At 61.1% G+C, this 24,675-nt stretch carries 22 protein-coding genes; 9 read left to right on the forward strand and 13 right to left on the reverse strand.

Annotated elements, in window-relative coordinates; genetic code table 11:
• Nucleotides 1-2: 2 nt before the first annotated feature.
• Nucleotides 3-842: a YihY/virulence factor BrkB family protein gene (locus tag BV071_RS02385; protein ID WP_035601458.1), complete on the reverse strand. Its 840-nt coding sequence runs from the start codon at nucleotides 840-842 to the stop codon at nucleotides 3-5.
• 170 nt (nucleotides 843-1,012) lie between these two features.
• Entirely contained in the window at nucleotides 1,013-1,639 is a 627-nt protein-coding gene (locus tag BV071_RS02390) for a peroxiredoxin (RefSeq protein ID WP_035601461.1), read from the reverse strand.
• 193 nt (nucleotides 1,640-1,832) lie between these two features.
• Between BV071_RS02390 and BV071_RS02395 the strand changes: the two genes are divergently transcribed.
• The 3 genes from BV071_RS02395 to BV071_RS02405 all read left to right on the forward strand — a co-directional run bounded on the left by BV071_RS02395 (nucleotide 1,833) and on the right by BV071_RS02405 (nucleotide 4,650).
• The gene (locus BV071_RS02395) at nucleotides 1,833-2,252 is read left to right on the forward strand and encodes an ester cyclase (protein WP_035601462.1); all 420 of its coding nucleotides are present in this window, start codon (nucleotides 1,833-1,835) and stop codon (nucleotides 2,250-2,252) included.
• A 4-nt stretch (nucleotides 2,253-2,256) separates the two neighbouring features.
• Nucleotides 2,257-2,700, forward strand: coding sequence for an SMI1/KNR4 family protein (locus BV071_RS02400; protein ID WP_052572782.1), 444 nt, complete (start codon nucleotides 2,257-2,259; stop codon nucleotides 2,698-2,700).
• 66 nt (nucleotides 2,701-2,766) lie between these two features.
• The gene (locus tag BV071_RS02405; protein ID WP_035601463.1) at nucleotides 2,767-4,650 is read left to right on the forward strand and encodes an ABC-F family ATP-binding cassette domain-containing protein; all 1,884 of its coding nucleotides are present in this window, start codon (nucleotides 2,767-2,769) and stop codon (nucleotides 4,648-4,650) included.
• Here the strand turns inward: BV071_RS02405 and BV071_RS02410 are convergent.
• The 3 genes from BV071_RS02410 to BV071_RS02420 all read right to left on the reverse strand — a co-directional run bounded on the left by BV071_RS02410 (nucleotide 4,647) and on the right by BV071_RS02420 (nucleotide 8,316).
• Nucleotides 4,647-5,603, reverse strand: coding sequence for a hypothetical protein (locus BV071_RS02410; protein ID WP_265593975.1), 957 nt, complete (start codon nucleotides 5,601-5,603; stop codon nucleotides 4,647-4,649). The genes BV071_RS02405 and BV071_RS02410 overlap by 4 nt on opposite strands.
• An 84-nt stretch (nucleotides 5,604-5,687) precedes the next feature.
• On the reverse strand, nucleotides 5,688-7,283 hold the full coding sequence (locus BV071_RS32375; protein WP_081885736.1) for a glycoside hydrolase family 76 protein: 1,596 nt from the start codon (nucleotides 7,281-7,283) through the stop codon (nucleotides 5,688-5,690).
• A gap of 262 nt (nucleotides 7,284-7,545) precedes the next feature.
• Complete coding sequence (locus tag BV071_RS02420; protein WP_035601468.1) at nucleotides 7,546-8,316, reverse strand: DUF1080 domain-containing protein; 771 nt, start codon at nucleotides 8,314-8,316, stop codon at nucleotides 7,546-7,548.
• A 98-nt stretch (nucleotides 8,317-8,414) separates the two neighbouring features.
• Between BV071_RS02420 and BV071_RS32380 the strand changes: the two genes are divergently transcribed.
• Together BV071_RS32380 and BV071_RS02430 are read left to right on the forward strand one after the other, a co-directional pair.
• Nucleotides 8,415-9,320 carry a helix-turn-helix domain-containing protein gene (locus BV071_RS32380; RefSeq protein WP_265593976.1) on the forward strand — a complete coding sequence of 302 codons (906 nt, stop codon included), beginning with the start codon at nucleotides 8,415-8,417 and terminating at the stop codon, nucleotides 9,318-9,320.
• A gap of 89 nt (nucleotides 9,321-9,409) precedes the next feature.
• Nucleotides 9,410-10,603: an MFS transporter gene (locus BV071_RS02430; protein WP_343123397.1), complete on the forward strand. Its 1,194-nt coding sequence runs from the start codon at nucleotides 9,410-9,412 to the stop codon at nucleotides 10,601-10,603.
• Between the two features lie 7 nt (nucleotides 10,604-10,610).
• Here the strand turns inward: BV071_RS02430 and BV071_RS02435 are convergent, their stop codons facing one another.
• The 4 genes from BV071_RS02435 to BV071_RS02450 form a co-directional block, all read right to left on the reverse strand.
• Nucleotides 10,611-12,248 (reverse strand): DUF1080 domain-containing protein, encoded by a 1,638-nt coding sequence (locus BV071_RS02435; protein WP_035601474.1) that lies wholly within the window; start codon nucleotides 12,246-12,248, stop codon nucleotides 10,611-10,613.
• Nucleotides 12,249-12,375: 127 nt separating this feature from the next.
• Nucleotides 12,376-12,753 carry a VOC family protein gene (locus tag BV071_RS02440; protein ID WP_035601477.1) on the reverse strand — a complete coding sequence of 126 codons (378 nt, stop codon included), beginning with the start codon at nucleotides 12,751-12,753 and terminating at the stop codon, nucleotides 12,376-12,378.
• Nucleotides 12,754-12,910: 157 nt separating this feature from the next.
• Nucleotides 12,911-13,552, reverse strand: a complete 642-nt coding sequence (locus BV071_RS02445) for a PEP-CTERM sorting domain-containing protein (protein WP_081885737.1) — start codon at nucleotides 13,550-13,552, stop codon at nucleotides 12,911-12,913.
• Nucleotides 13,553-13,706: 154 nt separating this feature from the next.
• Nucleotides 13,707-14,669 carry a YafY family protein gene (locus BV071_RS02450; protein ID WP_035601483.1) on the reverse strand — a complete coding sequence of 321 codons (963 nt, stop codon included), beginning with the start codon at nucleotides 14,667-14,669 and terminating at the stop codon, nucleotides 13,707-13,709.
• Nucleotides 14,670-14,830: 161 nt separating this feature from the next.
• Between BV071_RS02450 and BV071_RS02455 the strand changes: the two genes are divergently transcribed.
• Nucleotides 14,831-16,279 carry a hypothetical protein gene (locus BV071_RS02455; RefSeq protein WP_035601486.1) on the forward strand — a complete coding sequence of 483 codons (1,449 nt, stop codon included), beginning with the start codon at nucleotides 14,831-14,833 and terminating at the stop codon, nucleotides 16,277-16,279.
• An 11-nt stretch (nucleotides 16,280-16,290) separates the two neighbouring features.
• On the opposite strand, the gene BV071_RS02460 is transcribed toward BV071_RS02455, so the two are convergent.
• Nucleotides 16,291-16,737, reverse strand: coding sequence for a cupin domain-containing protein (locus BV071_RS02460; protein ID WP_035601489.1), 447 nt, complete (start codon nucleotides 16,735-16,737; stop codon nucleotides 16,291-16,293).
• 171 nt (nucleotides 16,738-16,908) lie between these two features.
• Here BV071_RS02460 and BV071_RS02465 point away from each other — a divergent pair, with 171 nt between their 5' ends.
• The 3 genes from BV071_RS02465 to BV071_RS02475 all read left to right on the forward strand — a co-directional run bounded on the left by BV071_RS02465 (nucleotide 16,909) and on the right by BV071_RS02475 (nucleotide 21,014).
• Complete coding sequence (locus BV071_RS02465; RefSeq protein WP_035601495.1) at nucleotides 16,909-19,593, forward strand: glucosidase; 2,685 nt, start codon at nucleotides 16,909-16,911, stop codon at nucleotides 19,591-19,593.
• Between the two features lie 73 nt (nucleotides 19,594-19,666).
• The gene (gene miaA, locus BV071_RS02470; protein ID WP_052572785.1) at nucleotides 19,667-20,536 is read left to right on the forward strand and encodes a tRNA (adenosine(37)-N6)-dimethylallyltransferase MiaA; all 870 of its coding nucleotides are present in this window, start codon (nucleotides 19,667-19,669) and stop codon (nucleotides 20,534-20,536) included.
• A gap of 34 nt (nucleotides 20,537-20,570) precedes the next feature.
• The gene (locus BV071_RS02475) at nucleotides 20,571-21,014 is read left to right on the forward strand and encodes a DUF3597 domain-containing protein (RefSeq protein ID WP_035601497.1); all 444 of its coding nucleotides are present in this window, start codon (nucleotides 20,571-20,573) and stop codon (nucleotides 21,012-21,014) included.
• A gap of 12 nt (nucleotides 21,015-21,026) precedes the next feature.
• Here BV071_RS02475 and htpG read toward each other — a convergent pair whose 3' ends face one another.
• From htpG to BV071_RS02490, 3 genes are all read right to left on the reverse strand, one after another.
• On the reverse strand, nucleotides 21,027-22,871 hold the full coding sequence (gene htpG, locus BV071_RS02480) for a molecular chaperone HtpG (RefSeq protein ID WP_035601500.1): 1,845 nt from the start codon (nucleotides 22,869-22,871) through the stop codon (nucleotides 21,027-21,029).
• 77 nt (nucleotides 22,872-22,948) lie between these two features.
• A complete protein-coding gene (locus BV071_RS02485; protein WP_035601502.1) occupies nucleotides 22,949-23,695 on the reverse strand; it encodes a hypothetical protein in 747 nt (248 codons plus the stop codon).
• Between the two features lie 32 nt (nucleotides 23,696-23,727).
• The gene (locus tag BV071_RS02490) at nucleotides 23,728-24,582 is read right to left on the reverse strand and encodes an ATP-grasp domain-containing protein (RefSeq protein WP_265593977.1); all 855 of its coding nucleotides are present in this window, start codon (nucleotides 24,580-24,582) and stop codon (nucleotides 23,728-23,730) included.
• Nucleotides 24,583-24,675: the final 93 nt, after the last annotated feature.

Here is a 24,675-nt window from a genome sequence, read left to right on the forward strand (position 1 = left end):
CGCTACTTGCCGGAGAGAAAGGCCTTCTGGCGGACTTTCCGACGGCGACCGAGCCATGCGGATACCTCCGCACCGGCGAGGAAGGCTTGGATCGAGACGAAGAGCCAGAAGAGAAAGAGCAGGAGGTTCAGACCGTTACCGATGAAGGATTTCCACATGCTGTAGCGGAAATAGACGTCCAAGAAGGTCTTGAGCGAGACAGTGATCAAGGCGGCAATGCCGCCTCCGACGAAGGCATGCTTCCACATCGGCCGCCGCCGCGGCAGGACCTTCATGATCAGCGCAAAGGCCAGCGTGAGCAGGAAGTAAGTGGTGAGCCAACCGGTGGAGCGCTGGAAGATATCCAACTCCGCCAGCCATGGTGCATCCATGTGCGCTGCCACGTAAGCGGTGAAGCCCTGAGCCACCGTGGCGGCCACTAACAGGACGCCGAAGGCAAGGATCAGCCCGGCACAGAGGGCACGCGCTCCCAATCGCCGCAACCAGGGCCGGGAGGGATCCGCGGGCGCGGATTCATTCACGATATTCAGGGTGTTTCGCAGCTTCGTCAGCACGTGGGAACCGGCGTAGGCCAAGGTCACCATCGCGACGAGGAAGGGCAAAGGCTGGTCACGCGGGGCAATCCGCGCGCCTTGCAAAATGCCATCGATGCCGGTGGCGAGATCCGGCCCGAGCACGGTGGACATCTGCTTCTCCAGTTCACCGTGCGCGACCTTTTCCCCCAGAACCATGCCCGCGACCGTGACCCCGATCAGCAGTAGCGGCGGGAACGAGATCAGCGCGTAGAAGGCCAGCGCGGCCGAGTTATCGGTATGCCGATGATGCACCCAACGGCGGGACAAACGCCGCCAGAAGAGAATGGATCGAAGCCGTCGAATGCGAAACACCACCTGATCCTAACACCTCAGGGACAGGGGGAAAGTGGAGAAATTCGGGGATTCTCCCTTATGCCCTGACGCGCCGGTGGATCATAGGCCCTATAGGACTTATAGGACCTATGGCCCGGGAAGCTTCAGTTCGCGAGGTAGCTGGAGACGCCCTCGTGGTCGGGGACCATGGCCTTGTCGCCGCGGTTCCAGTCCATCGGGCAGACTTCGCCGAATTGCTCGAAGTGCTGCAGGGCATCCACGAGGCGCAGGGCCTCACGGATCGAGCGGCCGAGCGGCATATCGTTGACCACCTGGTGGCGGACGATGCCTTCCTTGTCGATGAGGAAGAGGCCGCGGTAGGCGACCAGCTCTCCCTTCACCGTGAGGTTGCCATTTTCGTCCACCTCGTAGTCGCCGGCGAGCACGTCGTAAGCGTCGGAAATGGTCTTATTCACATCGGCCACGAGGGGGTATTTCACTCCTTGGATGCCGCCCTTGGCCTTCGGGGTCTGGAGCCAGGCCCAGTGGGAGAACTCGGAGTCCGTGGAGCAACCGACGACGGCGACATTGCGGGATTCGAATTCTTCCAGCTCTTCCTGGAAGCGATGAAGCTCAGTCGGGCAGACAAAAGTGAAGTCCTTCGGGTAGAAGAAGAGGATGACGTATTTCTCGCCGAGATACTGATCCAGGGAGAAGTTTTCGACGATGGTATCGCCTTGGACAGCCTTGGCGCTGAAGGAGGGGGCTTTCTTGCCTACGAGTACGGACACGGTTCGGTGGTGTGGTGGTTTGAAAAAAGCTCTGCCACGGGGGTGGCTGACGGCCGCGCCGTAGAGGCTCCCGGTGCGGCGGGCAACCCTTTATCCGGCACTCGGCCGAAAGCATGGCGCGGACCAGCTTCCGGCTTGCCTTTCAGCGGGCGATGAAAGGTGATCCTAGCAAACAAATCTCCCACCCCCATCTATGCCTACTCCCAGCAGCGTCGCCCGCGGATTCATCGAGGAAGTCCTGAACCAAGGAAACATCGAGGCCTGTGGGAAATACTTCCACGAGGACATGGTGGAGCAGGTGCCGATGCCCGGCCAAGGCCCGGGGCTCAAGGGCTTGAAGGAAATGCTCACAGGCTTCCGGGCGACCTTTCCGGATATCCATTGGACGATCGAGGAGCAGATCGAAGAGGGTGACAAGGTGGTCACGCGCTTCGAGTGGTCGGCCACGCATCAGGCGGAATTTTTCGGGGTGCCGGCAACCGGGAAGCCGGTGAAGACCTGGGGCATGGTGATCGACCGGCTGGAGGGCGGGAAGATCCAGGACACGCGGATCATCATGGATTCGCTGGGGATTTTGATCCAGCTCGGGGCAGTGCCGATGCCGGGGGCGTAGTCTTATGAGCAAGCACAAACGGGTCATCGGAACGACCCCTGAGGCGATCGCAAGAGCGGAGCAGCAGCTTGGCCGAAGTCTGCCTAAGTCCTTCCGCGAGTGGTTGCTGGCCAACAACGGGCTCGGCCTCGGCTCGATCAGTATTTTTCCCGTTCAGGACGACCGGGATGTCCGCAAGACTTGGGCATCCATCGTTCAGAACTACCAAAATGGCTGGGAGGCGTGGCTTGAGATTTATGAAGATGAGCGGGACGCCCTCTCGTCTTTGCTGCCTTTCGCGGAGTTTAGCACCGGGGACTACTACTGTTTCGACTATTCGCGTGTCGGCCTCCATGGTGAGCCGCCGGTGGTTCTGTGGTCGCATGAATCCGAGAATCTCGAGCCGCGTGGAGAGTGGTTTGTCGAGTTCAAGGAGCGGCTTCTCAAGGGTGAATTCGAATACGACTAAGGGGAAAAGCTCGCCATTCCCCCTTGCCTTTCCCGGCGGCATGGATGGCAATCCCCGCCTTCATCCATGTCCGCCCTGCTATCCGCCAATGAGATCCGCCTCGCCTTCAGCTACCAGACGCTGCTGGACGGTGTAACGCTGGCCGTGGCGGCGGGCGAGAAGGTCGGCCTGGTGGGCCGGAACGGCTGTGGGAAGACCTCGCTGCTAAAGATCCTGACGGGGAGCGAAAAGGCAGATTCCGGGGAAATCTCGGTGCGCCGGGCACTGCGGATCGGGTATCTGCCGCAGGAGTTCGAATTGGATCCGGAGCTCTCGGTGCATGAGAACATCGCGGCAGGCGCGGCTGACATCGTGGACGCCATTCGCCGCTATGAGGATGGCGAAGGCTCTGAGGCAGAGCTCTCCGAGTTGCTACATCTGATCGAGCATGCCGATGGCTGGAACCTCGACGCGCGGATCAAGGCCACCGCAACGGCCCTCGGCACGCCGCCGCTTGAAGTAGCAGTGGGCCCGCTCTCCGGTGGTGAGAAGCGCCGGGTGGCACTATGTCGGGCGCTGGCATCGCAGCCGGATCTGCTGCTGTTAGACGAGCCGACGAACCATCTGGATGCGGAATCGATCCGCTGGCTGGAAGACTTTCTCAAGACCTACTCGGGCGCGGTCATCTTCGTCACCCACGACCGCTACTTCCTGGATGTGATCGCCACCCGGATCATCGAGATCGACCAAGGCAAGGCATTCTCCCATCCGGGCAACTACACCGCCTATCTGGAATCGAAGGCGGTGCGCCAGCAGATCGCCGAACAGACCGAGCGCCGTCGCCAGCGTTTCCTGCGCGAGGAGCTGGAGTGGGTGCGCTCTGGGGTGAAGGCACGTGGCACGAAGTCCCGCCACCGCTTGGATCAGTTTTATGAGATCGAGGGCCTGCAGGCTCCGCCGGAAGAACGGGAGATGGATCTCTTGATCCCTCCCCCGCCAGATCTCGGGAACATCGTCGTGGAGTTGGAAGGTGCGGGTGTGAATGTCGGCACGGCGAACTCGCCGCGCTGGCTCTTCCGCCACCTCAATCTGGAGCTCCGGCCCGGCCAATGCACCGGCATCGTCGGACGCAACGGCGTGGGCAAGACAACCCTGCTGAAGCTCTGTCTCGGCCAGCTCGAACCGACCGAGGGCAAGGCCACGGTGGGCAAGAAGGTCAAAGTGAACTACATCGACCAGACGCGGATGGCGCTCGATGGCACCGGCTCGCTGTTAGATGAAGTGGCGGACGGCAATGAGAAGGTGCAATTCGGCAACCAGACCCTCGGTGCTCGGACCTATCTGCGACGCTTCCTCTTCGATGACCGGCGGATCAACGAGCGTGTGGACCTGCTTTCCGGTGGCGAGCGTGCCCGTCTCATGCTCGCGAAGGTGCTGAAGACCGGCGGCAATCTGATCGTGCTCGACGAGCCGACCAACGACCTCGACCTGCCCTCGCTGCGGATGCTGGAAGAAGCGCTCGCCGACTTCGATGGCACGGTGCTGGTGGTTTCCCACGATCGCTACTTCCTCGATCGGATCTGCGATCAAGTAGTGGCCTTTGAAGACAATGGTGTATTCGTCCAGCCGGGCAACTACTCCTACTATCTCGAAAAGCGTCAGGCCCGCGAACAGGTCCAGCGTTTCCACGCCCAAGCTGCGGCCCGCGATGCCGCCGCACGCCAGAAGGCCACTGGCCCCGCGGAGACGAAGCCGCGCAAGTTGACGATGGCCGAGCGCAAGGAGCTGGAAGCCATGGAGGAGACCATCATGGTCGCGGAGGAAGCCGTAGCTGGGCTGGAGGGCAAGCTGGCGGATCCTGAGTTTCAGAAAAATTTCGCGGAGATTCCCAGGGTGGCCGCGAAGCTGGAAGAGGCGAAGACCGAGGTCGCGCGGCTGTATGCTCGCTGGGAGGAGCTGGAAGCGATTTAAGGACGCTTCGCGCCGGTCCTTTCTGTGATCCGGGCCAACTCCATTTCGGCGCGTTCCCGCATCCTGCCCTCGGGAAACTCAGCGACCCATTCGTGAGCTTGGGCCATGTCTTTAAAAGCGAGGCGCTGGACGATTCCAACGACGGCATTCTCCGTAAGGGAATCGCTGTTTACGGCATCGATCACGAGGCCTGCTGCGGCGGTCGGATCTTGATCTGACAAAGACATTGCCGCGGCGGTGATGAGCTTGTCTTTCAGCGAAGGGTCTTTCATTCCGCTCGCCCAGCTCAATGCTGCCTGGGGGTCCTTGGCCGCCCAAATGCCTGTTGCCTGACCGAGAAGTTCTTCCGCGGCCGGGCTAGCTCCGGCCTCCTGTGCGAGTTCAATGGCCTGTTTGGGATTGTCGGATGCAAGGTGGTTGCCTGTTCCGATGAGGGCTGCTTGGCGACGGCCTCCTTCGGGCAATTGCCTTGCCCAGATTAGGCTCGCGGTAGAGTCGTGCTTCGCCCACGTCTCTGCGATCACGCGACAAGCATCTGCTGGAATGGTTCCTCCAAGTGCGAATGATGCCGCGGCACTTGGGTCCTTTTCAGTCCAAGCTTGCAGCAGCTTCAGGCGGAGTTCGGCGATGGCGGGATCTTTTCCCTGCCCTTCCAGGCTGGCTAGTTCCGCCAACACGCCTGCGAAGTCATCCGAGCTGAAGGAATCCACCATCCGGTGGAAACTACTCTCACCGTCTCTTGCGGCCTCAGTCATCGTGCTCTCGCCGGGCATCCCGAGCAAGCGCGCCGCAAGCCGCTGGTAGCGGGCGGGATCGAGTCTCCGATCTCTCGGTGACTGACCCTCTGCATGGACTTGGGTGGTCCTTGCAGTGGACTTCTTTTCAATCGGGCTGCGGGATGACGGCTTCCACAATGCCACGGCAATCCCTGCGACCACGATGGCCGTGAACATTCCTGCAACGCGAAGGGTGCTTTTCATGAGTTCAGGAAGGCATCGCAGGCAGCAAAAGATGCCTGCGATGCCCGATCGCTGTGATTACTGGATCTTGCAGGAGGTCATCTGGTCATTGGGGGCAGTGCCGACCCACCCTGTACTCGAACTGAAGGTCCAGGAGGTACCGGTGAAGTTGTCATTCTGATACATGATCACGGTCCAACCCGCAGGGATTCTCGAGGAAGATGCCCAGTCGTTCGGGACCCCGGCTGCCTGAAGCTGGGCCATGGTGTAGTTGCCCTTCGCCAGGGTATTGCCACGGGAGGCACCGTAGTTCACATCCTGATAGAAGATCACGCCGGTATTCTCCACTTTGCAGGAACTCACCACGTCGTTGGCCGCGCCGACCCAATTGGTGTCGGCGGTGTAGCTCCAACTGGTGCCGGTCTGGTTGTCGTCTTGGTAGAGCGTTACCTTCCAACCGCTCGGCACGCGAAGGGAGGTCACGGAGTTGTCCCCGACGTTCAAGGCCTGGAGCTGTGCCATGCTGTAGTTCCCCGGTGCGATCAACTGGCTCGGAGCGCCCTGGTAGTCGATGTCCTGACAGAGCATCACGCCCTCGCCATCGGAGGGGATCACCTGCAGGATCAGCGGCATGCTGGCGCAGCCCCAGGAATAGCGCGTCCCCGTCGGTGTGTTGGAGCGCCAGTTGTTCCAGCCGATGTTGTCCGAGGTGCGGCGTGCATTCCATGCGGCGTTGGCATTGAGCTGCAGCCAAGGCTGGTAAGTACTCTGAAGGCTGCGGTCCTTCATGAACTTCGCCATCCAGCGGATGAAGATTCCGTTAAAGCCGCCACCGTCGCTGTTCTCGGTGGCGTCAGGGAGGATCGCGTTGGTGCAGAGGGTGTTCTTGGTGCAGTTCGCCGCCAGGGTGGCATCGCTCACGTTCGCCAGGAAATTGGCCGCGCCGATGAAGGTTCCCTGATTGTAGGTGAAAACCCAATTCGTGATGACGCCGCTGGAACTGATATTATCGTAAACCTGCCCGGTCGAGGCGTTAAAGAGCGTGTTGCGAGTCCAGTTGTAGAGGCCCTGCGACTTGGTCAGGTAGGCGGAGTCGCCGGTGATCTGATAGAGCAAATAGGAGCCGATCGATGCCGGACAATTGACGCAGGCGTTCTTCGAGCCCTTGCCGGTGGTCCACCACAAGCCGCCGCCCAGGGCAGTGTCGTAGGCGCGGGCGTACATCGCATCGAAATTCCCCTTCGCCCGGTCGCGGAAGGCGGTGTTGCCGGTGATCTGGTAGGCTCTTGCAAAGGCGATCACCGCCCAAGCGATGTCGTCGTTGAAGCTATTTGAGGTCCACGAGGTCCCGTATTGGGCCACGAAGCCATTGCACAAGGCCGAGACGATATTCTTGTTGCCAGTCGTGGGATTGCGGTCGTGCGCGTCCTCCGCCATCTCCATCTCTTCCGCCAAGGTCCACCAGCCGGGTCCGGTGCCGGTGCCGGTGTCCAACTTGTAGTAGGCATTGCCTCCAGTGCTTACATAGAAGGCGTTGTTGTAGGAGTTGAACGCGGTGTCCGCATCAGCGGGCCAGAAGGCATTTGCCGACATGATGCCGAGTGCGGCCAAGGCTGCCACCAGGCTCAAACGTGAGAAATGTACATAGTTCTTCCGTGTTTGGTAGGTTTGCATTTCCAGGGTTTGTTGGGTTGTGGGTTTGCTTACCCCAAAGCCGGGTTTCGAAGCCTTGAGGAGAAATCCCACATATCACCACCCATCCACCTGCCAAGAAATATCTAGGGCACAACCAACATAAGTTATTCACACGGATGCAAAAGCAGACATCATGTCCGGTTTCACCCACCTCCGCACGGCCCCATGATCCGCGATGTAACAAAATGCACCACCGGAGCCGGAAGCAGAGTCGCTTCGCGGCCCCAACATCTGCCCCTTCCTACTTTTCGCTGCTGAAGTCGGTGTCCGCCTTATCGATATCCACTTCCTTGATCCAGATGTTGCGGTAGCGCACATCGTGGCCTTCACACTGGAGCTTGATCCCCTGCGGAGTATCGGTGATCCCTTTGCCGCCGTCATTGCCGCCATCCACACCGGAGTTAGCGCCGCCCCAGACTTGGCTGATCGCCTGATTGGAGTGGATCTTCTTGCCGTTAAAATAGATGGTCACGATCGCCTTCTCAGTCAGCTTGCCATCCTTGAAGCGGGCCGCGCGGAAGTTGATGTCATAGGCATTCCACTTGCCCGTGCCGTTGTAGGCATCGATCGGCGCGGCGGCCTCGTTGATCACGGCGGCCATGCCATGCGTGCCTTTATCGCCGTCCAGCACCTGGATCTCGTAGCGGTTCTGGAGGTAGACGCCGCTGTTGCCGCCTTCCTTGGCGATATTGAATTCGATGTGCAGGCGGAAATCCTTGTAGGCCTTCTTGGTCACGATGTCGGCGGAGCCATACTTGCCGCCAGCGGCCGCTGGGTCATCGGTCATCACCACCGTGCCCTTGTCGACCGGATCATCGACGATCTTCCACTTGATCGGCAGCGCGGACTTGAAGCCCGGGCCTTGCCAGTAAGTCCACTTGGCGTCCAACATTTCGCGCGAGCCATCGAAGACGACTTCTGCTCCTTCGAGCGGTTTGGCACCTACACCGGTTCCGGCATGGGCGAGGGTGGCGGGCAGCACGGCGAGAAGCGCGAAAGGCAGGAGTTTCATTCCCCGAATACTAGGTGATGGCCGTCGCACTTTCCAAGTGCGGAAAGAATGACAGCACTGGCCGAAAGGCCCGACCTGCGCTTCACTTGCAACGGCACATGAAACGCGAAGCCATTCCTGCGGTCGCGCTCGGCGACTACCGGCAGTCCGACCTCCGCGGCGAGGGTTTCGTGGCCGTGCCCTATCAGGAATCGCGGGCGTGGAATCCCACCCTTCTGACCCCGCACTACCACGACTTCTTCCAGGTCTCGCTGATCCGCGGCGATGCCCGGCTGATGCACGATTTCCGTGAGACCAAGGTCAGCGGCCACACCCTTTTCTTCCTTAGCCCGGGTCAGGTCCATGCGGTAAAGTCCGGCAGTGACACCGATGGCACGATCCTCTCGTTCACCCGCGAGTTCTTCGATGCCGGCGCGGCGGGCTCCACCGAGCTGCTCTTGGGTCTGCCGTTCTTCTATCCCGCGGACTCCGCACCATGGATGAAGGTCCCGCGCCATGGGGTCGCTCCTGCCTGCGAGCTCTTCCGTGAATTGCAGCAGGAATTCGATGCTGCCCGCGAGGGTGCCGTGGAGATCATCCGGGCGCTGCTCCGGATTCTCCTGATCAAGGCCAGCCGCTGGCGTGGCCTGGTGCCTGCCAGTCCGGCGGCGGTTCATCGTGGCAATGCCCTGGTGCGGAACTTCCAGCTCCTCGTCGAACGTCATTTCAATGACTGGCAGACGCTTCCCCAGTATGCCAAGCAACTGGGCGTCACCGCCAACCACCTGAACGACGTGGTCAGCGAGGCCACCGGCAAGGCAGCGGGCGAGCACCTCAGGCAGCGCCGTTTGCTTGATGCCAAGCGCCTGCTGCTCTACTCGGAGCTCGGTGTGGCCGAGATCGGCTACCAGCTGGGTTTCAAGGATCCTTCCTATTTCTCCCGGTTTTTCCGGCGCTACGAAGAGCGGACGCCGGCGGAGTTCCGCGAGGCGATCCGTGAAAAATACCAGCAAGAGGGCGGCTAGCACCGGTCGGAGAATTTGCCCGCGCGGCTGCTCGGGGCGAGGCTCCCCGCCCCATGCAAGAAACCATCGCCCCGGACGAGCCCGCGGCCATGCCCGCAACAACGCGGCCGGCCACCGACACCGTGCTCACGCTGATCTTCGCGATCAGTGCGGCACACCTGCTGAATGACACCATCCAGGCGCTGCTGCCCTCGATCTATCCGATCCTCAAGAATTCCTACCAGCTGAGCTTCACCCAGCTCGGGCTGATCACCTTCACTTTCCAGCTCACGGCCTCGCTGCTGCAGCCGCTTGTGGGCGTGATCACCGACCGTAAGCCCCTGCCCTACGCACTGCCGGTAGGCATGACCTTGACGCTGATCGGCCTGATCTCGCTGGCAAACGCCGGAAGCTTCCCGGCGATCCTTATATCCGCAGCGATGATTGGCACGGGCTCGGCGGTGTTCCACCCGGAGGCATCCCGCATCGCCTTCATGGCAGCTGGCAAGCGCCGTGGCCTGGCCCAGTCAGTATTCCAAGTCGGCGGCAATGCCGGCAGCGCGATCGGGCCCTTGATGGCCGCTCTAGTCATTGTCCCCCACGGCCAGCACTCAATCATCGCCTTCTCCGCGGTCGCGCTGTTGGGCGTGGTGATCCTGAGCTTCATCGGCCGCTGGCAGAGCAAGAACTTCCACCGCATGAAGCCTAAGGTAAAGGCGGGGGGAAGCCACACGGTCTATCCGCGCAAGACAGTGGCGCTTGCACTGGCCGTGCTGGTGGCGCTGACCTTCTCGAAGTACGTCTACTTGTCCTCGCTCACCAGCTACTACACCTTCTACCTGATCGACCGCTTCCACATCTCGGTGCAAAGCTCGCAGTATTACCTCTTCCTGCTGCTGGCCGCAGTGGCGGTGGGCACCATCGCGGGTGGCCCGATCGGTGACCGCATCGGCCGCAAGCGGGTGATCTGGGCCTCGATCCTCGGCGTTGCGCCCTTCTCCTTGCTACTGCCGCACGTGGGTCTGGGCATGACCGCCGCGTTGAGCGTGGTGATCGGCTTGGTGCTGGCTTCGGCCTTCTCCGCAATCCTCGTCTATGCACAGGAACTGCTGCCCGGGAAGGTCGGCATGATCGCCGGGCTCTTCTTCGGTCTGGCCTTCGGCATCGCGGGCATCGGCTCCGCCGTGCTGGGCAAGGTAGCGGACATGCACGGAATCAACTTCGTGTTCCAGATCTGCGCCTTCCTGCCGCTGATCGGGATCCTGACAGTGTTCCTGCCCGACGTGGAGACAGATAAGGATTGAAGGCGAATCAGGGCGCGGGCTTCACGTTCTCCAGCAAGAACACCGCGTCCTGATAGTCGCCGTTGGCCGCTTCTTCAAAACCGACCAACCACGCATTCTCCATGACCCGGCCTTGGAAGTCGCTCACCGGATAAATGCGTGCCGTGTGCTTGATGGTGGCGCCTTCCACAGGCTCCGAGCCAGTGGTGCTGCGGTACTTCGGGCCCTTCATCCAGAATTTGAAAGACGCGTCGGCCGGGGTGATCTCCACGAAGGAAGCCCCGGCCTGCATCGGCGGGAAAAGACATTGGTGGGCATCAGCCACCTTCGAGGAATCCGCCAGTTCTCCCGCTTCAAAGTCTGCTTGCCCTTGAACTGAGACCCCGAAGGGCGTCACTCCCGGCGGGGAGAAGCGGGCAACGGGTGTGATCTTTACCTTCTTGCCTGCCACCGCGGTAAAGCCGGTTGCCGCGGCCCCGGCTCCGATTGCGTCGGCATTGGTATCCAGCTCCAACTTGGTCCCGCCTACATCGAGCGGAATGCCCAAGGCATGGACCACTGATTGCAATGCCGGCTCGTTCTTGCCTTCAAAGGCGGCCAAGCCGATCCCCTGCAAGGTTACGAAGGTGCCGCTCTCCGGGGTGCCGATGCGCAGGCCGGCACTGTAACGCCCCGCACCGCGCGTGGGACGAAAGTTCAGGTTCACCTCCATCTTTTCGCCCGGGGCCAAGACCATCTTTCCGGCACGGGCGGTGAAGGCCGCCGCGTCTGCCCCGATGATCGAAAGGTCGGCCGGCAAGGGATGGTCCAAGGGATTGCTCACCACCAGCGTCTGCCCGCGAGCGGGCTTGTCCGCGACCGCACTAAGACTGGCCACAGTGCGGTCCACCCACAGTGGTTCATCCAGCTCGCGAATCTGGATATCCCGATACTCGATCTCCGCGCCCTCGAGTTGCAGGCAAATCTTGCCTTCCTTCAGCGGCCCACCTGTCAGGTGGCGGATGTTGGAGAGGCGCGAGCGAACGTGGCCATTGAGAATGTGCTCCGCCGATTCATCGGCCTGCACGATCACCTCGGCGCGATTCCATCCGGTCAGGTGATCGTATTCGGGAAAGCGGCCGAAGTAGGTCTGGTTCTGGGCGATCCGCGGGTAGCCGCCATCCTCCGGCAAAAGCGCAGCATCCCCCTGCCCTTTCGGCGCGAGCTCGGGATTGGGATGCATCCAGCTCAGCCCGCTTTCCTGGATGAAGATGATGTCGCCGCTATCGCCTTCCTGGATCTGATACTCGACCGAAGGCGGCCAGATCGTGTCCGTGCGCGAGGCGTGATAAAGCAGGCCCGCATCGCGGATCGCGTCCTTGCGGGGCGCAAACTTCTTGTCCCGCCACCGGTATTCCAACGCGAGGTGGAAGCGGGAAAAAGTCTTCTCGTGCGTGATCACGCCGAAGGGCACCTTCCTTTCCGGATCCGTGTCCGCATACATGTGGATCGCGCCATCTCGGACCTGCACCAGCTTGTCCGGATCTTCACCGGGAGCCGCGTCCTTGATCGTGATCGTCCAGCCGCTCAGGTCCTTGCCGTTGAAGAGGCTGGTCCACTCGCTGGCGGCGAGGGCTGGCAGACCAAGCACGAGCGAGAAGGCGGAGACGGGAAAGAGCGCTTTCATGGAGACGGATGGAGCAAGCAGTCCTACCTCCAGCGAGCAACAAAGCTGTCAGACAGATTGTCATAATCTTGAGTTGAAAAAGGCCCGCCGGCACAGCGGCAGGCGGGCCTCCAAGATCAGCCGTGGATCAGGCAACGCTGTGCAGTCCCACCAGATTGCCATCGAGATCCTCGAAGACCCCAATGAAGCCGTGTGGCGGAATCGCCATGCGCGGGCGGATCACCTTGCCACCGGCAGCCGGGATCCGCTCCAAGACTCCGTCGAGATCGCCTTCGACATTCAGGTAGACCATCGTGCCACCGGCACCGGGCTTGTAGTTCTCGCCCTGGGTCAGGGCACCGCCCACGCCGAGTTCCTGATTGTAGTTGAAGATCGCCATGCTGCAGCCGGATGCGGCGGCCGTGATAGCAGTCATGGGGGCCTTGAGAATCGCTTCGTAGAAGGCTTGGGCTTTGGCGAGGTCGCTGACGAAGATCTCGAACCAGTTCAATGCGTCGTCTTTCATGGTAGTCTTGCGTTTGGTGGTGTTTGGCTTTGCCCTTCCTTCGGGCTCACGAACGCAAGAAAACACGGGCGACTGACAACCCTATGTCAGGAGCGTTTTCGGAATCGTCCCGACCCGACGGTGACGGGACGATTCCGAATACAAAACGCGCTGCCGACTAGCACCTGCGACGCCTGCGGATGCCCGCAGCGCCTAGAGCAGTGATCCCGAAAATCGCCAAGGAGCCAGGCTCGGGAACCACTGTCAGCGTAAAGGGGATACGCTCCCCTGGAGGTGTTGAGGCGGATTCGTTTACGCCGAGAACGCGCGAATCGCCCAATCCCAAGCCGAAATCCGCTACCTGATAGAAACCTGAGGTGGAGCCAAAGCTGAAGGAAGTGGGCAGGCTCGCGTCACTGAACATGGTCCCGGAAGGATCAGTGACCTGCATCTTGAAGGCCCAGACATCCGCTCCGAGGAGTGTGTATTCCGGATCCAGCAAATTGCCGACAAACATCACCTGATAAACGTCTCCGTCTGAGATATTGTTGTAGATGGTGATGGCAGAGCCTGCGGCCGCCGAAATCGTCTCGGCACCAAGTTTGATCTCCAGAGAGGAAAGCGGGCCGTAGGAGACACCGAGACCATCGGGTGTGGGGGCCAAGGCGGAATCGAAGGAATAGGTGACAACCAGGGGCGTGGAGGCAGTACCTCCAAACTCGGTAGTATTCAGGGTGGTTTCAAAGCGCATCATCACGGTCGCCGCAGGGGCGAGACTCGTGAGAAGGAGAGACGAAATAAGGAACGGAGTGAATTTCATGGATGAGTCGAGGAGTAAACTTCGACCTATCTTCCCTATATTTCGCACCCGCAGACAAGAAGGATCTCTTTACTACAGAGGATCAAGATCTTGCGTCAGACATCTTCGAAGCTGGACGACAAATACGAAAAAGCCGCGGATGATGTGTCCGATTTCACACCCCCGCCAAGTCCTCCGCATATCTCGCCGCCACCGCCATGGCGGCCTCGCGCAGCGCTTCGCGCAATTCAGGAGGATCCAGCGCCTTCACCTCGGTCCCGAAGCTCAGTAGCCATGAGGCGAGCCAAGGCTGCGAGCAGGTGAGGATCTCGACCTCGACGCTGCCGTCTGCGCGACGTTGCTCCTCCATCGCGGTGCAGGGCATCTCCGAGCGGAAGCGGTCGAAGACTTCGCGGCTAACACGGATTCTTGCCGGGCTGAGCTCGTCGCTATCGATCTTTTCCTGGAGGAAAACTTTCACGGAGAAGCCCGCGTGACCTTCGTAAAACTCTTCTAACACCTCCCAGCCCTCAAAGCGATCGAGCCGGAAGTCACGGAAATCCTTCCGCAAGCGGCACCAGGCGATGAGATGCCATTGGCGCGAATAGAAGACGAGCCCCAGCGGCTCCACCACCCGGGTGGAGATCTTGCCCTTCCCGGCGGCATCGTAGCGCAGGCTGAGACAACGCCGCCGCACCACGGCATCCTGGATCGGCATGAGCGATAGCTCCCGTGCTTCATTGCCACTGCGGCGGAACCGCACGCCGATGGCATTCTTGAGTCGACCCAAGTAGTCGCGCTTCTCCTGGGGGAGAACCGATTTGATCTTCAACAAGGCCGAGCGCAGCGATTGCTTCAGCGAGTCATCCGCCACCTGCTCGGTCACCTCCCCACTCATGAAGAGCGCTGCGGCCTCCTCCTCCGTGAACATCACCGGCGGCATGTGGTAGCCGCGCATCAGGCTGTAACCGATCCCCGCCTCGGCGATGATCGGCACGCCGGCTTCGCCCAGTGCAGCTAGGTCTCGATAGACCGTGCGGACGCTGATCTCGAAATGCTCCGCGATCTGCTCCGCCGTGATCACCCGCTGGCCCTGCAGCAGCAGGATCATCCCAGTGAGTCGGTCGATGCGGTTCATGCGAGCGGCTGCATCCCTAGCGAGCGGTCCCTAGCCGGACAAGACGGGAGTGCGACCATAAAAATTATGGGATAAGGGCCAAAAGTTTGACTTCAACAAAACTTAAGTTCTATCTATGCGCGCCGTATTCTCAACGGCATCCAACAGTTGCCCACCCCCTCATGAATCGCAACCCTGCGGTCTCTGCCGCCTGTAAGGCCCTGCCGGCCGCCGCCCTCGCTCTCTTAATTCCTGCGCAGAGCCGCGCTGCCGACTCGCTCCCACCACCTTTCGTGGTCGCGAAGGTGCAACTGGTTTACTCGGTGGTCAGCCACTACTCGTACATCGCGGACCGGGTCAATTTCTACAACACCCAGGGCAACCCCAGCGGCAATACCAACTACGTGGTCCCGATGCTGGTCTGCGATCCCCTGGTGACGCTTTACAACCCGTCCAACGCCACGGTGTCAGTGCCGCGGGTGCGGATCGCCATCTGGGATCCGCCCATCGGCTTCAAGTTCAAGAAGAACGGCGAATACCTGAGACCGGAATTTGAGGCGGCCAATGGATTCCTGCCGATGGCGAGATTCCAGATCGCCAATGAAAACAACGCCGCGGCCCGCAAGTCCTTCACCTTGTCGCTCACGGATCCGGCACAAGCCCTCTCCTACGGCGGACCGGTCCAGCTCATTCCCGGGCAAAGCAAGACCTATGGAGCTTTCGTGGAGAAGAGCTGGACTTGGGGGCTGGAAACGGCGGCAGGCTATGTGCCGCGCTCATTCTACGACTGGAATACGGGCTACGACTTTACCAACAGGGATGGCAGAACCGCGAATGCCTACGGCGTGGAAGCCACGCCCGACTGGGATCCCCGCGCTGGCTTTCAGGTCGATCAGCTCTCGACCAATTTCAACCGACCGGCGGCCACGCTGTATGACTTCGAGAATGCCAATGGCTGGAGCGCGGGCTGGGTGGCGATCAAACTGGCCGACACCTTCACGGTGGAAGCCAAGGCGATGCGCGCCCATGCCCCATCAAATCTGCCTGATTTCAATGTTGGCTTGCTCAAGGGGACTACGGTGGAGCCCACCGCTGACATCCAGCATGAGTATCCGATGAGCCTCTCCGGACTCCCGCCGCAGTCGGTGATCCAGCGCCAATTCGAGGCTGGGGATCTGCTGCAGACTCCGTCAGACAAAACCAAAGGGGGGAAGACACCGATCGCGGTGGTGACCATGGTCGCCAAGGCCGAGGCGCTCCAACAAAACCGCTTCTACACGAATCCGGCTCTTCCCAGCGAGTCCCTCTACGAACTGCGCTTCGACCCGATGAGCGACTTCGGCCAAGTAGAAGCCATGGGTAGCTCTGATGTCCTTCCAGAAGGTTTCAAGGTCACGGGGATCGAAAGGAAGGGCGACCAACTCTTCCTCGACTTCATGGCAGCGCCGGATGTCTTCGGCCTGAAGGTGGTCGGCACGGATTCGCTGGAGGCAGGCTTCACCGACGACCTCAACAATCAAACGATTGCGACCCCCGGCCCGCCTGGGACCGGGCTCTACAAACTGATCGTCGATGTGACCGGTAAAGGCCCGAATTACTTCGTCCGGATCGAGGGCGAGGCTGATCCTTGACGGGAGCGGAACTAAGGCGCCACAAAGGCGATTCCGTGCTCGGCCGCGATGGCGAAAATCTTCTCCATCTCCGGGCCGCCTTCCTTGGCAAATTCGTCCGCACACTTGGCGAAGAAGATTTCGAAGCCAGCTGGTGCAGTGTGGATCAGGAGCTTGAGGGGGATGTCGCCGGGATTCCGGAAGGAATGGACGGAGCCGCGTGGCATGAAGGCCGCCGTGCCGGGCCCTGCGGAAGTCCAGACCCCATCGACCAGGAACTCTGCCTGTCCTTCCAGCACCAGGAACCACTCATCCTCGGCATCGTGGCGGTGCGGTGGCGGGCCACCACCCGGCGCGGTCACGTATTCGAACATGGTGTAGGCGCCGCCGGTGTGCTCACCGGTGAGCAGGAAGGTCGCTTGATCGCCGAAGGCGGTGTGGGACTTGTTTTGTCCGGGAGGGATGAGGGCTGGAATCATCCAAGGAGCATCATTCTGGATACTCCGATCGGAAAGCTTCCTTTTGGTCGCATTTCTAGAGGAGCCCCGGTGTTTTTCCGGGCCGGATGACCTATTCGGAATCAGAGGCTTGTGGAGACGAATTTTCAGGACCTTGGCAATCCTGCACGGTTTCTGCTCTAACGGTCGCGGATGACGCGCGAACACGAGCGGCTGGAGGAGGATCGCCAGCGGGGGAAGAATTGGAAACGCTGGGGGCCCTACCTCAGCGAGCGCCAGTGGGGCACCGTGCGCGAGGACTACTCCGAGCACGGCTGGAGTTGGGGCGAGTTCCCCCACGACCACGCCCGGCGCCGAGCCTACCGCTGGGGCGAGGACGGCCTGCAGGGCTGGTCAGACCGCCAGTGCCGCCTGTGTTTTGCGCCCGCGCTTTGGAACGGCAACGACACGATTCTGAAAGAGCGCCTCTTCGGCCTCGGCGGGAATGAAGGCAATCACGGTGAGGACGTGAAGGAGTGCTACTACTACCTCGATTCCACGCCCACCCACTCCTACACCAAGGCGCTCTACAAGTATCCCCACGCCAAATTCCCCTACACCGAGATCCGCGAGGAGAACGCCCGCCGCGGCCGGGAGGGCACGGAGCTGGAGCTCGCCGACATGGGGATCTTCGACGAGGGCCGCTATTTCGACGTCCTGCAGGAAGTCGCGAAGCGCTCGCCGGAAGACATCTTGTGGCGGATCACGGTGACCAACCACGGTCCTGAGGCGGCGGATATCCACGTGCTGCCGACCCTGTGGTTCCGCAATGTGTGGAAGTGGGGCAGCGAGCGCGAGACGCCGCTGCGGAAGCCTTCGATCGCGCAGCACGGCGAGCATGTCTTCGCCTCGCACGAGACGCTGGGCGACTATCTCTTCTACGCGGATTCACCGGATTTCGACGAGGAGGCCCGATGGCTCTTCACCGAAAATGAAACCGACTACCCTGCCATCTACGGCATCGGCGGACCCAGCGAGTATGTGAAGGACGCCTTCCACAAGCTGCTAATCCAAGGCCAGGAGGATGCCGTTTCACCGCTGGGGATGGGCACCAAGGCGGCGCCGCACTTCCACTTCAGTGTTCCACCCGGTGGCACGGTGACAGTGCGCTGCCGCCTGCACTCGACGATCGGGGGGAATGATATCGCTGGCCTCGATGGCTTCGATGAGAGCTTCACCGAACGGATCGCGGAGTGCGATGCCTTCTACGATGAGGTGATCACCACCGGCCTAGAGCCGGAGGAATATCTCATCTGCCGCCAAGGCTACGCAGGCCTGCTCTGGACCAAGCAATTCTACCACTACGTGGTGGAGGACTGGCTAAAGGGCGACAGCGATGGACCTGCACCGCCGGAGGCGCGGCTTCACGGGCGCAACTCGGATTGGTCCCATTTGTTCGCGCGCGACATTCTCTCGATGCCCGACAAGTGGGAGTATCCGTGGTTCGCGGCTTGGGACTCGGCCTTCCACATGATCCCCTTTGCGGCGGTCGATCCGGCCTTCGCGAAGGATCAATTGCTGATGCTACTGCGGGAGTGGTACATGCACCCGAACGGCCAGCTCCCGGCTTACGAGTGGAATTTCTCCGACGTGAATCCGCCGGTCCATGCCTGGGCCGTCTGGCGGGTTTACAAGATCGCGAATACCGATGGTGCCCGCGACCTGCTCTTCCTGGAGCGGGCCTTCCAGAAGCTGCTGCTGAACTTCACCTGGTGGGTAAACCGCAAGGACGTGGAAGGCCGCCACGTCTTCGGTGGCGGATTCCTGGGCTTGGATAACATCGGGGTCTTCGACCGCTCACACGCCTTGCCGGACGGCGGCAAGCTCCATCAGGCCGACGGCACAGCGTGGATGGCTTCCTACTGCCTGTTGATGTTAGCCATGGCGCTGGAGTTGGCAGAAGGAAATCCAGCTTACGAGGACATCGCCTCAAAGTTCTTCGAGCACTTCGTGAGCATCACCGATGCGATCAATTCGCTGGGCGGCACCGGCCTGTGGGACAACAAGGACGGCTTCTATTATGACCAGCTCATCGTCAACCACGACGATCCGGTCCCTCTGCGGATACGATCGCTGGTTGGCTTGTTGCCGATGTGCGCGGTGACGGTGTTGAAGCAATCGAAGATCGAATCGCTTGAGGGTTTCCGCAAGCGCATGGACTGGTTCCTGAGCAGCCGTCCGGAGCTGCTGAAGTACATCAGCATCCGCCGCCACACCGGCGACAAGAAGTCGGCGCTCTGCCTACTGGCGATTCCCTCCGAAGCGCAACTCCGCGCAACGCTCTCCCGCATGCTGGATCCGAAGGAATTCCTCTCGGAATACGGGATCCGCTCGTTGAGCAAGGCGCATGAAAAGGAGCCCTTCGTCTTCGAGCATGGCGGAGTGCGCAATGAGGTGCGCTATACGCCGGGTGAATCGGACTCGGATATGTTCGGCGGCAACTCGAACTGGCGCGGGCCGATCTGGTTTCCGACCAACTTCCTCATCATCGAGGCACTGGAGCGCTACCACCACTTCTACGGTGACAGCTTCAAGATCGAGTATCCGACCGGCTCGGGCGTCGAGAAGAGCCTCAAGGAGGTGGCGATCGATATCTGCGACCGCTTGATCTCGCTCTTCTGCCCGGATGAGAAGGGCTACCGGCCTTGCTTTGGTCCCTCGGACGAAGCGAAGCGCTACACCGAGGTCTCCCACTGGCAAGACCTGCTGCTCTTCCACGAATACTTCCATTCGGAGACCGGAGAGGGCTTGGGGGCATCGCACCAGACGGGCTGGACCTCGCTGGTGGTGCGGCTTGTTAGAGACCGGCGGGAGAAGCTTTGCCAGAAGACGCTGTAGCCGGGAGGCCGCGACGAGGCGGAAAGCCTTTCCCTTTCGGGGCAGCCACGCTAGCTCTCGGGCCTTCCGTCACGTGGACTTCCCGCTTCCGCCACCCGAGAGCCTGTTCTTCGTCTGCGGCCCCACGGCCTCGGGCAAGAGCGCTCATGCCGTCGGGGTGTGCCGTGAACTGGATGGCGAGATCGTCAATGCCGATGCCTTCCAGCTCTACCGTGGCGTGGAGGTGCTGACTGCGGCGCCCTCCGCGGAGGACCGGGCGAAGGTCCCCCATCATCTCTACGGCGTGCTCGCGCCCGACCAGCCCGTGGATGCGATGGCCTACCTGCGGATGGTGGTGCCGGTGATCGAGGGACTCCGCTCACGAGGCAAGACGCCGGTGATCACGGGGGGCTCGGGGCTTTACCTGAAGTTCCTTTCGCACGGGCCCTCGCCGCTGCCACCTGGAGACCCGGAGATGCGCAAGGAGCTCGACGCCTTGCCGCTGGAGGAACTAGTCTCGCGGCTGCGAGAGCTCGATCCCGTGGAGGCTGCGCGCACGGATCTGCACAACCGCCGCTACGTGTCGCGGGCATTGGAGGTGTGCCTGCTTGCAGGGGTCCCCTGCTCCAGCTTGCGGGATGACTGGGAGCATGCCACGCAAAAGCGGGCGGCAAAGCTACGGGGTGTCTTTCTTCAGCGTGATCGCCAAGATCTTCATCACCGCATCGCGCTGCGCACTCGAGCCATGCTGGATGGCGGTGCGGTTGAAGAGGTTTCGGCATTGACCCAAACCACGCCGGGCTTGGAGAAGGCGATCGGCCTTGGGGAGATCCGGCGTTTGCTGGCGGGTGAGATTGACCGGGCCGAGTGCGAGGAGCTGATCAACGCGGCGACGCGGCAGTACGCCAAGCGGCAAGAGACTTGGTTTCGGAGGGAGACTTGGCTGCGGCCGAAATCATCTTGATCCTATCTTCACGAAGGATACGCTGGCGGATGCTATGGGACTCATCACCAATATCCTGACTACGGTCATCGGAAATCCGACCGTTCAAGCCGCGGCAAAACAAGCCGCTGCCAGCGTATCGGCCGCGACTACGGCCACAACAACAGCAGCAGCGCCTCCCGCTGCTACCGTCGCCCCGCCGCCTCCTGCGGCAGTGCCACCGCCGCCAGCTCCCGCGGAAGAGGTGGATGTCAGTGCCGTCTTGAATGGCTTGGCCAAGAAGAACGCCGAGAAGCTCGATTGGAAGAAGTCCATCGTCGACCTGATGAAGCTGATCGGCATGGATAGCAGCCTGAGCACCAGGAAAGCACTGGCGAAGGAGCTGAACTATCCCGGCGACATGGGAGACTCCGCCAAGATGAACGTCTGGCTGCACAAGGAAGTCCTCCGTCAGCTCGCGGCCAACGGAGGCAAAGTTCCTGCGGATTTGCTCGATTGATGGAAGGCAATTTCAGCCCATCGCCTTCTCCATCAGCGCGTTCATGCGCTTCACCAGATCGCGGGCGTCGTCCAGCAGGCCGGCGGCGATCAGGGCGTTGTCGAGCATCTGGCTGGCGACGAGCTTGGCGAGATCCGAGTCCCTGTCCTGGGTCTCGGCGAGCTTCTTGACCAGCGGGTGGCGCGGGTTGATCTCCAGCTCGACCTTCACCTCGTCCTGGAAGTTCTCGTCCATCGCCTTCATCATGCGGCGCATCTGGGCGGTCATGCCGTCCTGGGGGACAAGCGCGATCACCGGGCTATCGACGAGGCGCTGACCGGCGCTGACGGCAGTGACTTTGTCGCCGAGGCTATCCTTGAGGAAGCCGCAGAGCTTTTCGGTGGCCTCGGCGCTAAGGGCGTCGCCCTCTTGCTCCTTGTCCTCGAGCTCGACGCCGGCGTGGCTGATCGACACCAGCTTCTTGCCTTCGTAGTCACCGAGAGATTCGACCACGTATTCGTCCACCGGATCGGTGAAGTAGATCACCTCGATGCCGCGGGCCTTGAAGGCTTCCACGTAGGGACTGCTCTCAAGCTGCGTCTTGCTGGGGCCGACGAGGTAGTAGATCTTGTCTTGCCCGTCCTTGGCGCGGGTCATGTAGTCGGCCAAGCTGGCGAGCTTGCCTTCCTCGGTCATCGAGGACTCGAAGCGCAGCAGTTTCGCGAGGCCATCGCGGTTCGCATAGTCGGTGGCCACGCCCTCTTTGATCAGACGGTCAAACTTCTTGTAGAAGGTCTGGTATTTCTCCGGATCGGACTCGGCCTCCTTCTCGAACATCTTGATCACGCGCTTGCTGATCACCGCGCCGAGCTTCCGCACCAGCGCGCTGTCCTGCATGGTCTCGCGGGAAATGTTCAGCGGCAGGTCGGCGCTGTCGATCACGCCCTTAAGGAAGCGCATCCACTCAGGCAGCAAGCCCTTCGGCGAGGGATCGATGAGCACCTTCTTGCAGTAGAGGGCCACGGCGGTCTCCATCTTGTTCATGCCGAAGCGCTCCATGTTCTCGTTCGGCACAAAGATCAGGGCGTTGATCGCCAGCGGAGCATCCGCGCTGAAGTGCAGGCGGTAGGCCGGCTCATCGTAGGCGTGGGCGGTGAATTGATAGAAGGCCTTGTATTCCTCCTCGGTCACGTCGGACTTGTTCTTCAGCCACAGGGCCTCGACCTTGTTGATGCGCTCGCCGTTGAGGAAGATCGGGAAGCCGACGAAGTTGCTATATTGCTCGATCAGGCGCTTCACGCGCGACTCCTCAGCAAACTCCGCGTGCTCTTCCTTGAGCTTGAGCACGAGCTTCACACCACGCTGCACCTCGCCTGCTTCCTCGATCGAGTAACCGGTCGCGCCATCGCTGGTCCACAGCAGGCCCTCGCCATTTTCACGCCAGGAGTGGGTATAGACCTGAACCTCGCTGGCGACCATGAATGCCGAGTAGAAGCCCACGCCGAACTGGCCGATCATGTCGGCTGGCGTGTTGCCACTCTCCTTCATCGCCTGAAGGAAGGCCTTGGTGCCGGAGTGAGCGATCGTGCCGAGGTTTTCCACCAACTCGCCGCGGGTCATGCCGATCCCGTGGTCGGCGATGGTCAGGGTCTTGGCCTCCGCATCCGTGCTGAGGTGGATTTCCAGCGGTAGCGCGGCATCGTGGATGTCCTTCTCCGTGCCCTGCAGGTGGCGGAGCTTCTCCATCGAGTCCGAGGCATTCGAGATCAGCTCGCGCAGGAAGATCTCGCGGTCGGTGTAGAGGGAGTGGACGACCAGATCGAGCAGCTGCTTGATTTCGGCCTGGAAGGAGTGTGTTTCGAGAGTGGCTTCGCTCATGGGAGTAACGAGGTTTGGGAGGGCGAAAATACCCATCTTGCCCGGGCTGTCAAAGCCGGGTGAAAGGCTTCTCCGCCCTAGCCCGGTGAATTCAACAGATCCTCCAGCTTGATCGCATGCTGGCCCGGCATCTTGAGCCGCCCATAGCCCGTGAAGCACATTTCACCTAGCACCGCCTCTGCCTCGGACCGAACGGTCGGACCGACCTTCTGGGGGGCGCCGGCAAACTGGACCGTGATCCCGGCCCCCGGGCCTGCTTCTGCTCCCGGAAGTGCCATCAAACGGGATCGTTGGAAGAAATCGCAATACTGCGGCCCGAAGTGGGTCAGCCAAAATACCCCGAGCAACTCAGTCGAAAGGTCCAGACTCCCTCCCGTCGAAGGCACCTTCCCACAGATGACGTCCTTCAAATCCGCATAAGCATAGAAGGATCCGAGCATCTCGTTTCCCAACTGAAACAACTCGCCCAAGCACCGGATGGACTCCGCGGAAAGCCATCGCTCCGGGATATAGATGGACAGGGAATTGTTTCGCACCCGCCCGAAGGAATCCCGGCCCGCCTTGTAGTGGCGGATCTGCATCGAGATCTTGGACTTCTGGAAGGCCGCGAACAGCCAGCGGCTGTCCTCCTTCCCCTTGAATTGAACCACGTAGGCTCCGTCTTCGCCCGAGCTCGTATCCGCCTTACGACGCAGCGGATCCTTCTCGTCCAGTTTCCAGAGCCGGTCGCCCAGCAAACATTCTACCGCCCGGAAATAGTTGTTCCAGACCGCCGGGTTCATCCAGGAAGAGACCGAGTCGTGGCAGATCCAGAGGTCGCTCATCTCCGCCCATCACATTGGAAACACCGCGGACTTCAAGGCTCCAACTCCACCCCATCTTCGATATCCGCGATCGTCTGCCAGATCGCGAAGGGCGAGGCGGCGGCATAGCCACTTTCCATGCCGTCGTTGCATTCGATGACGATCCACCTGCCATCAGTGGTCTGCGCAACATCGACCACCAGAAAGGCGCAGCCCAGAGCCTCCACCGCACGACGCGCCACGGCCAGGGCGTCAGCCCGCTCGGCATTGTTCCAGCTGTAGCTGTCCGCCTCATACCAATAGGCCCCAGCCCCGACCAAGTGTCCCTTCCACCAGAAAGTCCGGAACTCGAAGGATGCCGGGATCTTGCCCTCGGTGCCACCGCTGACGGGACGCAAATCCAGCAACTCCCGGCAGACGAAGTCCTGCCAATGCAGGATTGGATCGGCGCGGAAGATTTGCGCAGCTTCCTCGAACTCGGCGCGGCTGCGAACGATGCTTGCTACCGCGCGGTGCTTGCTGGTCTGGCGTGCCCCCTTGATGAAGATCGGGAACTCGAAGTGGTCTTCCACCTCCGGCAGCGAAGGAATCCCCGGAAACCAGCGGCTGCGCGGGGTTAGCGTTTCGATCAACGGATACCAAAGCGGCAAGAAAGTGCAGCGCTCGTGATCTGCCGGCGAATGCACCAAGGCAATCCCCTCCTCCGCGCACTGCTGATGGAATGTGCCATAGTCGCCGAAGGCTCCAATGCGAGCGACACCAGGAATCCCTGATGGCACCTCATAGGGAGTTCGGCAATCGAAGTAGCGGCGGAAGTCGAAGTCATAGACCGGCACGCCGACCGGAGCTGTGAGGATCCACAAGCGGTCACGCAAGAGGAAGCGATCCATGTCCATATCGAGGGCCACGGCAGCATCCTAACATGCCGAGGCAGGGCGGACGAGTCCCGGGATCGCCATGGCTTTCTGTTACGCGGACCCGTACCGTCGCGGCTCTGGAGA

The organism is Haloferula sp. BvORR071 (genome assembly GCF_000739615.1).
GTDB lineage: Bacteria > Verrucomicrobiota > Verrucomicrobiia > Verrucomicrobiales > Akkermansiaceae > Haloferula.